Source organism: Thalassovita aquimarina (genome assembly GCF_018219815.1).
GTDB lineage: Bacteria > Pseudomonadota > Alphaproteobacteria > Rhodobacterales > Rhodobacteraceae > Thalassobius > Thalassobius aquimarinus.
Genome location: NZ_JADMKU010000021.1, coordinates 12,852 through 25,341, shown reverse-complemented (window position 1 = coordinate 25,341; position 12,490 = coordinate 12,852). Strand labels below are relative to the sequence as shown.

At 62.8% G+C, this 12,490-nt stretch carries 10 protein-coding genes; 4 read left to right on the top strand and 6 right to left on the bottom strand.

Annotated features, from left to right (window positions below):
* The first annotated feature begins 10 nt into the window (after positions 1–10).
* Entirely contained in the window at positions 11–598 is a 588-nt protein-coding gene (locus IT775_RS17840) for a hypothetical protein (protein ID WP_212702597.1), read from the top strand.
* A gap of 125 nt (positions 599–723) precedes the next feature.
* Here IT775_RS17840 and IT775_RS17835 read toward each other — a convergent pair whose 3' ends face one another.
* The 4 genes from IT775_RS17835 to IT775_RS21610 form a co-directional block, all read right to left on the bottom strand.
* Complete coding sequence (locus IT775_RS17835; RefSeq protein WP_212702596.1) at positions 724–1,008, bottom strand: hypothetical protein; 285 nt, start codon at positions 1,006–1,008, stop codon at positions 724–726.
* Between the two features lie 137 nt (positions 1,009–1,145).
* On the bottom strand, positions 1,146–1,742 hold the full coding sequence (locus tag IT775_RS17830) for a LysE family translocator (protein ID WP_212702595.1): 597 nt from the start codon (positions 1,740–1,742) through the stop codon (positions 1,146–1,148).
* Positions 1,743–1,934: 192 nt separating this feature from the next.
* Positions 1,935–2,741 (bottom strand): AraC family transcriptional regulator, encoded by an 807-nt coding sequence (locus IT775_RS17825; RefSeq protein WP_212702594.1) that lies wholly within the window; start codon positions 2,739–2,741, stop codon positions 1,935–1,937.
* A gap of 312 nt (positions 2,742–3,053) precedes the next feature.
* Positions 3,054–4,001 carry a helix-turn-helix domain-containing protein gene (locus IT775_RS21610; protein WP_212702593.1) on the bottom strand — a complete coding sequence of 316 codons (948 nt, stop codon included), beginning with the start codon at positions 3,999–4,001 and terminating at the stop codon, positions 3,054–3,056.
* A 416-nt stretch (positions 4,002–4,417) separates the two neighbouring features.
* On the opposite strand from IT775_RS21610, the gene IT775_RS17815 reads away from it, so the two are divergent.
* Genes IT775_RS17815 through IT775_RS17805 form a run of 3 tightly spaced genes read left to right on the top strand, consistent with a single transcriptional unit; the run spans position 4,418 to position 9,441 of the window.
* Complete coding sequence (locus IT775_RS17815) at positions 4,418–8,407, top strand: Ig-like domain-containing protein (RefSeq protein ID WP_246525712.1); 3,990 nt, start codon at positions 4,418–4,420, stop codon at positions 8,405–8,407.
* Complete coding sequence (locus tag IT775_RS17810) at positions 8,376–9,002, top strand: autotransporter outer membrane beta-barrel domain-containing protein (RefSeq protein WP_212702591.1); 627 nt, start codon at positions 8,376–8,378, stop codon at positions 9,000–9,002. Before IT775_RS17815 ends, IT775_RS17810 begins: the two co-directional genes overlap by 32 nt.
* Positions 9,003–9,033: 31 nt before the next feature.
* On the top strand, positions 9,034–9,441 hold the full coding sequence (locus IT775_RS17805) for a GFA family protein (protein WP_212702590.1): 408 nt from the start codon (positions 9,034–9,036) through the stop codon (positions 9,439–9,441).
* An 84-nt stretch (positions 9,442–9,525) separates the two neighbouring features.
* Here IT775_RS17805 and IT775_RS17800 read toward each other — a convergent pair whose 3' ends face one another.
* Both IT775_RS17800 and IT775_RS17795 read right to left on the bottom strand, forming a co-directional pair.
* Entirely contained in the window at positions 9,526–11,496 is a 1,971-nt protein-coding gene (locus IT775_RS17800; RefSeq protein WP_212702589.1) for a hypothetical protein, read from the bottom strand.
* A 79-nt stretch (positions 11,497–11,575) separates the two neighbouring features.
* The gene (locus IT775_RS17795) at positions 11,576–12,364 is read right to left on the bottom strand and encodes an O-methyltransferase (RefSeq protein ID WP_212702588.1); all 789 of its coding nucleotides are present in this window, start codon (positions 12,362–12,364) and stop codon (positions 11,576–11,578) included.
* Positions 12,365–12,490 lie beyond the last annotated feature (126 nt).

Here is a 12,490-nt window from a genome sequence, read left to right as displayed (position 1 = left end):
GATTTCCAGCATGCACACCAACACCGTCCGCGCCGTTGCCCTTCTGGCGTTTACATCGGCGGCGTCCTGTTCCGCTGTGCCTCGGTCGAACCCGTCTTCCGGTGCGCGGTTCGATCCGTTGAATGCCCGGCCAGAGACCATCGCCGTTGCCATTGGCGTGCCTCCAGCCTTCCAATTACGGACCGGAGACGCCAAGCTGAGCCTGAGTTTCGTGGATGACGCTGCCGCGGAGACCGTGCTGCTGAACGAAACCGTCGCCCTTGAAGTTCTGCCGAATGCCCAGGGGGCGCCGAGGGGTGGCGTGCGCGAGAAAGTTTATGTTTTGCGTGTCGCGGCCGGCGACCTAGGTCGCCTGGAAAGGGCCCAAGCGGACATCCTGGACTTCAAAGCGAGGGGCGAGGATGGGCGTGGCACGGTCGCGGTCGAGGTCTCGGGCGGGTGCTTCGCCGGGCCCGTCCCCGAAACCCTTCCAGTAAGTTCGTGGTTGCAAACGGATCCACGCGACGGTTTCGTTCGGCTCACCCGATCTGCGGATGCCTTTGCTGCATTTGACCCGGACATTGCCACGACGCTGCGCGACAACTTCATACCGTGCTAAGATAAACGCGGCTGTTCAGCGGACGGAGTGTACTTTCGCTGCGGTTGCGCCAAGGTCGGTTTTGGGAAGCGGTCCCCGAAACGGACGTCCCAACCACAGCCAGCCGTCGCAACCGTATCGTGATCTCAATGCCCAAGCCACCATCCAAGTACGATCCCGACGAGGCCGGACACAAGCGTCGCTGCCTTCCAGAGGTTTTCGCGGCGGACGATGCGGTCTTTTGATCGAATATCGATGATATCACTTGCAAATATGCGCAACAGCTCGGGCTCAGTACCAAGCGCTTCCGCCTCGCTTTTCAGGAGCTCCTTGGAGTCTGCTTCAGCAAGAGCTTTCAATCTCGCGTGAGTGAAACGGCTGCTATCCTTTAATGCTTCATACACCTTTGTGACTGGGATGCGCTCAGACATGAATTCCTCCTCCAGTAGGTTAGGGCCGATAATCATGCGTGAAGCAGCATCTGCCAAGTCGGGCTTGAACGGGTCCTGCGCAGTGGACTGCCCGAACTCTTGACGTGCGGGGGAACCGAATATTGGGCGAACGGCCTTCAGGTGAACGTGTCTGCCAGCATCCATGCAACGGAAAGCAACAAGGCCGCCGCCATGATACGGTTGAACAGGCGCATCCTTGCCGGTGCGACACGTGCGCCGCTCCATGCCCAGAAAGAGAGGGAGACCCAGCAGATCAGCCCGTACAGGAGCGTAAAGACGGCCAGTCCGGTCACCCGGTCGGCCAGCGGCAATACGAAGGCGGAGAGCGAGGAGACCACCGCGAGCCATGCTTTCGGGTTGAGCCCCTGCACCAGCGCCCCCGACCAGAAGCCCGGGGCGCGCGGGAGGTCGGGCCGGTCTATCGCGCCATCGCCCCGTACGAGCCCCCACGCCATCCAGAGCAGGTAGGCGCTGCCCAGCAGGGTCATTGGCGTCAGCAATGTCATGACCCAGCTCACGCCCTCCAGCATCCCCGTCCCGAGGGCCAGAAGCAGCACGAGGAAGCTCACCGTCGCACCGGTGACGAAGGCAAGGGCCCGGCTGACGCCGTAACGCGCACCGGCCATCGCTCCGATGATGTTGACCGGACCTGGCGACGCCGAGGCCGCGAAGGCAAAGCCCGACATGGCCAGAAGGGTTTCGAACGGCGGCATGACTCAGCGCTCCAGCGGCAGGTGACCGCAAAGCCGGTCCGCCGCCTTGCGAGAGCCTGCAAGCATGTTGGCCGGACGCACCGGAAGGCCTTCGGAGGGAATAGTAACTGGTTCGAATGACATGATGAGCGTTCCTTTTTCGAAACACCCTGTCATGGATTGGCCGGGCGGAGATTGTACGAAATTGACCTCTCAGTGCCGGATCAGCGCCCCGGGTGTCACGCCGTAGTGACGACGGAACTGCCGGATGAGATGCGCCTGGTCGCAGAAACCTGCCACCAGGGCCGCCTCGGCGGCCGGTACCCCGTCGAGCATGGCCTGGCGCGCATGATCGACACGCGCCTGCATGATCAGACCATGGGGCGTCAGCCCCGTCGCGCGTTTGACGCTTCGGATCAGATAGGACACGCTCAACCCGACCTCGTCCGACAGTTCGGCGAGGGTCAGCGCCTCTCCGGCCTCGATCCCAGCCGCGATCATTTCGCGCAACCGCCTGAACGCGCGTGGTTCGCGGCCCGCAGGGCGCAACGCGGCGCGGCCATAACAGGAGAAGGCCTTGGCCAAGACATCGTGAAGGCTTTCTTCCACCGCGAGCCGGTGATCCTTCAGGGTCGGGGTGTTCAGGCTGAGCGCTAGCGCAGAAAGCGCCCGCGTCACCTGCAGCCCCTCGTCGCGCGGCGCGATCGTCGAAAAACCGCGCAGATCACGCAAGTCCAGCATCGCGCGGACCGCAGCCTCGGAAGCGTAAAGCATGTTGTAGCGCACCCAGCCCGCCGCGGCGTGCCCGGTATGGGCCTCTTCGGGATTCATGAGAGACAGAGTGCCCGCCGGCAGAACCATGCTTTCGCCCCGGCAGACATAGCCGCCCGCGCCTTCGGCGATTGCGCCGATAGCAAACCCTTCATGCGCATGCCGGCCGAAGGTCTGGCGACTGAACGAGGCCTCGAACAGTTCGATGCCGTGATGTTCACTCAGATGATGATATCGATTTCGCTTCATCATTTGTAATTTGCATCGGTCAAAATGGAATGGGAGGGGCGGGTAATCGGTCGCCCGCGGCACGTGCCCTGAGGCCGACGGCGAAGCGATCCTTCGTTTTTGCGACGGCATCGGACGAAATCACGATGAATGAGACGATATGACGGGTTCCCGCCCGGTGCGGGCCGCTCGCCGCGCTTTGTCCAAACGTGCGCAATGAAGCCGCCATTCCATGCGAACAGGCCGCTCAGTGATGGCTGCGCTTCAGGCGCACGGCGCAGATGCAATCCGGCGGACAAGATTCCAGTGAAATCGGTCATATCGCGCCCAAGGTCAGTGCCGCCGGGGGCGCGGCGGTTTTGCAGCGGGCTTTGCTGTCCGGCCCGATTGCGCGTTTAACCATTCGCGCGGCGGCAGCCCCATCCGTTTCCGGAACGCGTATGTGAAACCGCTGACGCTGGCATATCCCAGGCGGCTGGCGACCAGCTTGATGGGCGCGCCGTTCAGCAACGCGTCACAGGCCGCCTGCAGCCTGATCTGTTCCGCGCCCTGTACCAGGGTGCAGCCGAAAACCTCGCGGTAGGCCATGGCGAGCCGGTTCACCGGGACCCCGAGAATCCCGGCCAGGTCTCTTGCGCCCGGCGGGGCCATGGGATTCGCTTGCATGAGGGAATGCGCTTCGCGGGCTGCACGCAGATCGTGCGATGCCGGTCCAGGCACGGCGCCCGGCGCCAGGCGGTCCAGCTGAAAACACAGGACCTGCAGCGCGGCCGTCTCGATGAGCTGGCGGCGGATCGGCAGGGCGTTTCGCAAGGCCCCGGCCAAGATTTGGCGCAAGTATTCTGGCAGGGGATGCGGCTGGTGAAAGGTTCCGGTGCCGGCGCCGTCCAAAAGCGCGCGCACGGCCGGGGGGACCTTGCCCGCGAACCAGCCTTCGACGGTTTGCAGGGACGCCATAACTCCGAACAGGCTGTTTTCACGCCGGGCGAAACGGAACAGCGCCCCGGATTTCTGTGGCCGGATCAGCCCTGTCGCACCGCTGCTGTAGGTCGTGCCGCAATTCAATTTGGCCTCAAACCCGCCGCTAAGTGGCACCTGGGTGTAGACATAATCTGCCGGGCGGGTGCTTTGCACCTCCACCATGTCCGGCCCGCGGGACCGGAAATGCGACAGGCTCCAGGACAGGCCACTGCCCGCGCTGTCCGGGCTGCTGGCGTTCTCGATTTCCACCTTGTCCGTCCGCACCCGCGAGGTTCCCGCTTCGCGGAAATGAAGACTCACAGGGGAGATACGGCGCTTTTGCGAAGGGCAGGGCGTCATGGCGTCAATAAGGGATTTCAAATGCTCAAACAGATGAGTGAAATCCTAGTTCTCTGCCGCCATGCGGGCAAGTCCCGGATTTATTTCTCCTTTTAGTTAGGCGAAAGGCTGGCGGTTCTGGGCGGCGCAACCGTCCTGCGGGGACTTCTCGACAAAAAAAGCGGGGTTCTCGACAAACGCGTCCTCCTGCGCCTTGCGCCGGGACCGGGTAATCTTTGCCACGGGTCCCGCTCGTGCCTGAACATAAGGCCGGGCAGCCCCGTCAAGACAATTCCGCCTTTTCCAGCAGCGCCGGACCGGCCGCGGCATGCCTTGGCATGTGCCCGTGGCGGTGCGTGACCGGACCGGGCGGCAGGCAGGAGGATGAAGTGACGGAAATGGCGTGGATCGCGGCGACGGCCGGGCAAGTGTTTGGAAAACTGACCGGCGGGATAATGAAGGCGGTGGTGGCCGGACCGGGGCTCGTTGCGGCGGCGTTCTGCAGCATGGCACAGCCGGCACGCGCCTTGGATACCGTGAACGGCGGGAACCTGGTCAAGTTTCAATTTGGCGGCTGCCTGGTTGATACGAGGGCCGACCACTTGGGCGCCTACTTGAAAATTCACAGCGCATCACATGGTACGGTCGCGCCAGAAGCATCGATTTACAACATGACAGTGGGCGCACCGTTGTCATTCGCAGTTCCGGTCACCGCATCCTGCCTGGAGAGCGCCTGCGGGCTCCAGGACGTGACCGGTCTGACGCAGAACGGCGCCGATCACCCCCATGTATCCATGGATGACTACCTTGGTTTTGCATTCAATGCGATCGCCCCGGGCGTCGGGCGGCAGCAATATGAGGTGGCCCTTTCCGGCGTGACTGGAACGCAATTGGTCAATAGCGCGACCATGATCGATCCGGCGCCCACGGTCACGCTTTCGGGCCTTGATAGCACCTTCACCGGCCGACAGAGCCTCACCGCAACCTTCAGCGAGCCTGTGACCGGCTTTAGCCCCTCGGATATCCAGGTCACCAACGGCACTGCCTATGGGGCCGCCGCGTCCGGCAGCAGCTATGTCTTCACGCTCGAACCTGCTGGCCCGGGCGCGGTCTTGGTCTCTGTTCCCGCAGGCGCAGCAACTGATAGTGGCGGCCTGGGGAACGCGGCCTCCAACACGCTGAGCGGCACCGCCGCAGGGGCCAGCAGCGTCAGCGCGGATTTCCACGCAAGCCCGCAAGCGGGATTTGCCGTGCCGCATTCGGTCTTCTTCCTGAACCAGTCCTACGCCACGCCCTCCGGTGCCGAAACAATGATGACCTGGCGCTGGGATTTCGGAGACGGGAACACCAGCACGGCGCAGAACCCGATCCATACATACACGAGCTTCGGCACCTATACCGCGACGCTGGAAACCTGCGTCTACGCCACCTGCGACACCCAGAGCACAACCATCGAGGTGGTGAATGTCCCCGCCACCATGACGCCGGCGCTGTCGGGGTTCAGCGGCAATGTGACCGGACCGCAGACGGTGACGGTAGCATTCAATGCGGGCGTCGATGCGGCGGACCCGTTACAACTGTCGGATTTTTCCACCGACAACCTGACGCTTTCGAACCTGCCCGCGGGAACGCCCTCGCCTGCCTATGATCAGGCGCAGACCTATACGCTGACCGCGACCCCGAATGGGGACGGGGCGGTGTCGCTATCTCTGCCCGCGGGCGTCGTGGCCAACTACCGGGGCATTGCCAACGGCCTTTCGAACACGCTCGCCGGCACCGTGGATACCGCGCCGCCGGTCATCACGCTGGTGGATCCCGGTCCCAGGACCAGCCCGGTCACCAGCTTCCAGCCTGAATTTTCCTTCAGCGCGGACGCGCAGCCAAATCCCGGAAGCGTTGTCACGATCTCCGGTGCGCAGCAGTACGGCCCCGTTCAGGTCGTCATGCCCGCCAATACGATCACGCTGGAAGCTGTCCCCCGGAGGGACGGGCCGGTGGCGGTGATCTTCCCGGCGGGATTTCTCAGGGATGGCGCCGGAAACGTCAGCGCGGAGACCCGGATCACGCTTGGCAACGCAGATGTCGACGAGCCGCAGCCGGTGATTTCCGGCGTGCCCCTCTATGTCGCTGGCGACTTTGACGCTTCGGTCGACTTTTCCAAGCCGGTGGAAGGATTCACCGCCGCTGATATCCAGGTAACAGGTGGCACGGTGTCCTCGCTTTCGGGCAGCGGCAGCAGCTATATCGCGACGATCACGCCGGACGGTAGCCGCAACATCACCATCGACATCCCGGCAGAGGCGGCGGAACATGTGGCGCTTGCCGGTGTGCCCGGCGTCTTCAGCGCTGCCGCTGCGTCGGTTCGCACGTTTTATAATACCGCGCCCGTGGCGGATGCGGGGCCCGATCAGGCGGTGCGAAGCGGCACGGTGGTCGCGCTTGACGGCTCGGCCAGCGCGGATCCCGATGGGGACCCGATCGCCTTTTACTGGACCGCGCCGTCCGGGATCACTCTTGGCGATCCCACGGTCGCCCAGCCCAGCTTTACCGCGCCGGTGCTCGCCCCGGGAGATCCAGACCAAACCCTGACCTTCAGCCTGGCCGTGACGGACGGGTTTCAGTCTAGCCAGGACAGGGTGAAGGTACGGGTGATGGCGGATGTGGCGCTTACCCTTTCGGGCCTGCCCGCGACGATCACCGGGCCCACGACGATCACCGCGGATTTCAGCGAGGATGTGACCGGGTTCGGCGCCGCCGATATCAGCCTGCGCAACCTGGCGCTCAGCAACTTCACCGCGCTGAGCGCCAGCCGCTACAGCTTCGACGTGACCCCGCTGGCCCGCGGGCCGGTGGAGATCCTGGTGAGTGCCGGGGCCGCGCAGGATGCGGACAACAATGCAAGCCTTGCCTCGAATGTCCTGACGGCGACGGGTTTCACCAACGGGGCGCCTGTTGCCTATGCCGGCGCGGATCGGGCCGTCCGGTCCGGCGCGCGGGTTCAGCTGGATGCGAGCGGCAGTTCCGATCCTGACGGCGATACGCTGACCTATGCCTGGTCCGCGCCCGGCGGCGTGACCTTGGACGATCCTGCCCTGTTCGCGCCCAGCTTCACCGCGCCGGACCTGGCGCCGGGAGATCCAGATAGGCCTCTCACCTTCTCTCTGATTGTGGATGACGGAACCAGCACAGGAAGGGACGAGGTGCAAATCACGGTCATGGCGGTGATTGCGGCGTCGCTGGCCGGGCTGAGTGGCACGGTGTCGGGTCCGCATGCGGTAACCGCCACATTCAGCGCGCCCATCACCGGCTTTGACGAAGGCGATCTGGAACTGACGAATCTTTCCCTTTCCGGGTTCACCCGGATCGACGGGCAAACCTACAGCTTCACGGTGGCGCCTCTGGCGCGGGGGGAGGTGAGGATCGAATTGCCCGCAGGCGCCGCCGAGGACAGCCGGGGGAATGCGACAGCGGCTGCCGTGCTCTCCGCCACCGGCTTCACCAATGCAGCGCCGGTTGCCGATGCCGGGCCGGATCAGGTCACGGGCGGCGGCGTGGAGATCACGCTGGACGGCAGCGGATCATCCGACCCGGATGGCGATGCGCTTAGCTATACCTGGGTCGCGCCCGCGGGCATCACCCTGGATGATCCCACATCGGCGCAGCCATCCTTCGCCGCGCCCGCGCTGGCCCCCGGCGATCCGGATCGGGTTCTCGACTTAACTCTGACCGTGAGCGATGGCACGGAAAGCCGGGCCGATACGGTGACCGTCACCCTGCGCGCGGCGGTGAGCGTGACGCTCTCCGGGCTGCCGGACAGTTTCACCGGCCCCGGCCGGCACACGGCCGATATCCTTTTCTCCCGGGCGGTCACCGGATTCGATGCCGCGGACCTGGTGGTGCGCGGCGGTGAGGTGCAGTCGCTGACCGGGTCGGGCGCGGCCTACCGGGCTTCGATCCGCGCCAGCGGCAAGGGCGATCTCACGGTCTCTATTCAGGCTGGCGTGGTGCGGGATGGCGATGGCATCGCGAATGCGGCGTCGAACCGGCTGACCGCGGTGAACCGCATCGTCGAGCACACGAGCGAGCTGATCGCGGGCTTCATGCAAAGCCGGGCCAACAACCTGATCGGCAACCAGCCCGAGCTGTCCCGCTTCATGCTGGGCGGCGGCGGAGGCCACCAACTGAATGCCGCGGTGAGCCGGGGTAGCATGAACATGGATATGGCGCTGACGCCAACCGGCGGCGCCTTGGCCACCCTGCGCGGCGCCTTCAGCGAGGAGGACGGGCGCGACACCGGCTATGCGCTGGCGAGCTTCGGCCGCCACATAGCGGTACGGCCGAACCTGCTGGCGGGTCATGCTGCAGTTCGACTATGCCAAAGCCGATGAAGGTGTGGCCAGCACGGAAGGCTACGGTTGGCTCATCGGCCCCTATTTCGCCTATCGGCACCCGTCGCAACCGTTGGTCTTCACCGGGCGGTTGCTTTACGGGCGCACGGAGAACGAGATCGCGCCGCTCGGCACCTACCGGGACGCGTTCGAGACCGATCGCTGGCTGGCCCAATTGGGTGCCACTGGCCGGATCGAGGCCGGACGCTGGACGGTGTTCCCCTTCCTGGACGTCACCCATACCCGCGATGATCAGAAGGCGTATGCGGATTCCCTGGGCAACCGGATCCCGGCGCAGGGCTTCCGCCTCACGAATGTCGAACTGGGTTCGGATTTCGAGCTGCAGCTAGCGCGTGAAGACGGCCGTCGGGTTCTGACCGGCGGGATCTCGGGGATCTGGTCGGCCACGTCCGGCTCCGGCGCATCGGTGATGCGCGAGCCCGCCTATGAGGGCGGCCGCATTCGGGTGGAGCTGGGCTATGGCGGCTGGCTGCGCAACGGCGCCCGCTTCCAATTCAGCGCCTTCGGTGACGGCATCGGCGCGGACGGTTATACGGGCTATGGGCTGGAGGGGACGTATTCGCTCGCGTTCTGAGGGGCTGCGACGCTTTTCAAGGAGAGGTTTGATGACGGAAACAACCAAGGGGTCCTGCCTGTGCGGCGGGGTCGCGTTCGAAATCCATGGCAAATTCGGGCCTTTCTTACTGTGCCACTGCGCGCGCTGCCGCAAGGACACGGGGTCCGCCCATGCGGCGAACCTTTTCGTGCCGGGCGGACGGATCAAGTGGACGCGCGGCAAGGCATTGGTCCGATCCTTCCGGCTTGCGGGAACGCGGCACAGCAAGAGCTTCTGTACGGTCTGCGGCTCGGCCGTGCCGGACGTGCAGGAGGAAGGCGCCCTGCTGGCTGTGCCCGCAGGCAGCCTGGATACGCCGCTGGACAAGCGCCCTGAAGCACACATCAGCTGGCAAGGCCGTGCCGACTGGGACGAAGGGCTGGACCGCCTTCCAAGGTTGGCGGGCCTTCCGGAATAGACAATCACCTTACATCGGCTGCGCTCTTCGGTCGGCTGGAAACCGTCGGGCCGCGGCAGTGTTGGGCAACATGCCGGCCATGCGCTAATGGGCCAGTTTGGCGTCACGCAATTTTGCGCAGTCATATAGATAGATATCGTCGATCAGCACTTTCTTGTGCTCGGGCGTCCGGGATTGGATTTCACCCGTAAGATCCGGATAGTAGGTTTCAATTGTTACGGGTAAGGGCCAACGTTCTCCGGACGCAGAAGGAACGTTGGTGAAGAGCGCCATCAGGTCAAGTGCAGGCAGGTTTTCGCATACGGTCTGAATCGCTTGCGCGTTTGCGGGGCCGTTGCGACCCAGGTCTTTGCGCAACGGGCAATACCCGGTTTCCGTCACGCGGAAGTCGATGGTGTTCAACGCATTCAGTTCATAGCCCCGCCGCGCGAATTCCGTGGCGACGTTTCGATCCGCGATTATCGGCGCGGACTGAATGCAGGAAAAGAAACTCGGTTGTTTCATGACCAGCCAAAGAAATCCGGCCCCGCCTTCCCAATAGACCATTTTCCCGGCGAGTCGCTCGGCCAGCCCGCTCTGAGGGGGGGACCCGGCCTCCGTGTACCGTTTCCAGGCCGAACGGTTGTCCCAGGTTGGCAAGGTTATCGCGAGCACTGACAAAGAGCACGCGAGAGAGGTCCAAAGCCTCCATCGATTGAGGCCAGTAAGAGGGAGCACGAGAGCCGTGCCAGCAATGATCACGAAAACAATCCTGAGCAGGCGGATTACCGGCGCGGTTTCCTGGCTGGGGTCTGTCAGCGCGACCCACAATATGGATCCCCCCACCAGGCAGAACAGCACCATCGCCACGCCGCCAAGGATGCGAACCGCCGATGCCGCCCTGCCACCAAGGTCGAGCCGCCAAAAATGCGTGATCAGCGCGATCAGGGCGAAAGGCACGGAAGCCAAGGGGGTATGGGTCAGCGGGGTGGTCAACACGCTAAATCCGATGGCGAATGCCAGCATCAAGCGCACCGACCCTTGGAGGGTCGAACTCAATAGCAGCGGCAGGCTCATCAGGTTGCCCAGCACGACGATCAGCCAAAGGCTCCGCCACAGGTGAAGATTGACAATGAAATAGCTGTGCAGGACGTCACCGATCCATGCGATCGCGCAAAAAAGAGCGGCAATGGTCAAGGTGCCGCGTGCAAGGCTTGTGAAGGCCCTGTTGTTCAGCGTGGTCGCTATGATCAGAACGACCGCCTGTGTGATGATGCTTCCGGCATCCAGAAAATCCCAATTGTTGAAGGTGAAATGGGGGACCAGGTCCAGAAGCAGGGTTTCCCATTCAGTGTCAAAGGTTCGATAAATGATATCGAACATGGTGCTATTGGCGATGCCGAGGACCGCAAACAGGACTGCGGCGAAAGCAACCGGAAGCCAGATTCCCAGCGTTGTTCCGAAGAAAACGCTCATGATGACCAGAGCGCCGGGACCGGCCATCAACGGATGAAAAACCATTCCCCCAAGCGACAGGGCCAGCGCCAGATAACGTTTTCCCGATACCGCCGCCGCCAGCGCGTACAGCATCATGGCTTCGGAAAACAGGCGCGGTGTCGCAATGCTTTCGCTGATCTTGAGAACGTTGTTATAGCCGTAATGGGAATTCATCAGCATTGCGCAGCCGACGGCCAACAGGGCCATGTTGACCGACCCCATCAAGCGCAGGGCAAGCATAACCAGCCCTGCGAACCAGAGCCCCTGCCCAACGATCACCAGCACCATGTGTGATATTCCGGGGGACCACTGTTGCAGCAGAGCGCCATACAGGGCCGGAAAAATGGTCACAGTTCGGTGGCCGTTCAGAAAAAGCAGGTCGTTTTCAAATCCCGGGACGCCGAGCTTGTAGAAGCTCAGAGCCGTGTAATGCCGCGCATCGTGGACGATGCCCGCATAGCGATGGCCCAGCAGCCATATGCAGATCAGTGCCGTGCCGATCGCTACGATTGCAAGTGGACTGCGATGGGGCAGGGGGGCGGACAGTATGTTTTTCAGTTTCTCGGAGAAAACGGTCATCCACATAATCCACTAGGCGTCATAATGATTTGTCCCGATCTGCAGGAAACCCGGCCCGCCCCGAATGTCTTTCGAAAGGCTACTTTCCCGGCACCCTGACAAGTCCAATACCGCAGTTCCCTTGTCGTGGGTCCGCAACGATCGTTTCGGTGTCGTAGCTGTCATCTGCTTCGATTTCCCGCCAGAGCCGGTTCACTTCGATTGAGGGATCCGAATGATTGGGAAGAATATCGTGCACCGCGATCGTTCCATTTTCCGTCAACAGGGAACCGTAGCTTTCAAAGTCCTGCCGCGCCCCTTCGTAGGAATGATCCGCGTCGATCAACAGGAAATCCACGCCCTGATCGCCAAGCAGATCCTGCACCTTTTGTACCGTTTCGGGCGCATGGGAATCCGCGCGGATCAAATGAAGTTTCTGGCCGGGCATGGCAAAGGACTTGTAATGGTTTTCCTTCCACTTTGGGTAACCGCCACCGTTGCGGCCGTAAGGCAAATCCACGCTGATGACCGTCGCGTCGGGCGAAGCGAAGCGGCACAGCAAAAGAAGGGTTCCGCCCCGGGCGGTCCCGATTTCCAACACCGTTTTGGGTTTGTTTTCCGCAACGATCTTGATCAGAGCGGAAAGTTCCGGGGACAATTGCATCGGGCGAATTGGGCGGCCGAATGGGCTTTCCATCACGGCATGCACCGCGGCATCGACGTCCCGGGGCAATCCGGTTTCTGCAAGTTCGCGCATGGTCGCAGCCATGAACAGGCGATCGTGCTGATTCTGAAGCTGCATCCACAGAAAGGTCGCCAAACGGGTTAGCCACACATGCCGGCGGTCTTTTTCCCAAATCCTTACCTGTCTCTTGATGCTGTCCAGCACTCAATCACCTTGTTGAGTTTCGGTCTCTGTGTGCCGGGCTTGATACGGGCGCCGAAACATTTCTCGCGTGGGAAGTAGAATGTAACATCGGTAGGATTTCAGGGTAGGCGAAACCACACCATCAGT

Coding starts and splice junctions, on each gene's coding strand:
- IT775_RS17840 (WP_212702597.1), top strand. CDS start 11: ATGCACACCAACACCGTCCGCGCCGTTGCCCTTCTGGCGTTTACATCG.
- IT775_RS17835 (WP_212702596.1), bottom strand. CDS start 1,008: ATGTCTGAGCGCATCCCAGTCACAAAGGTGTATGAAGCATTAAAGGAT.
- IT775_RS17830 (WP_212702595.1), bottom strand. CDS start 1,742: ATGCCGCCGTTCGAAACCCTTCTGGCCATGTCGGGCTTTGCCTTCGCG.
- IT775_RS17825 (WP_212702594.1), bottom strand. CDS start 2,741: ATGAAGCGAAATCGATATCATCATCTGAGTGAACATCACGGCATCGAA.
- IT775_RS17815 (WP_246525712.1), top strand. CDS start 4,418: ATGGCGTGGATCGCGGCGACGGCCGGGCAAGTGTTTGGAAAACTGACC.
- IT775_RS17810 (WP_212702591.1), top strand. CDS start 8,376: ATGCTGCAGTTCGACTATGCCAAAGCCGATGAAGGTGTGGCCAGCACG.
- IT775_RS17805 (WP_212702590.1), top strand. CDS start 9,034: ATGACGGAAACAACCAAGGGGTCCTGCCTGTGCGGCGGGGTCGCGTTC.
- IT775_RS17800 (WP_212702589.1), bottom strand. CDS start 11,496: ATGACCGTTTTCTCCGAGAAACTGAAAAACATACTGTCCGCCCCCCTG.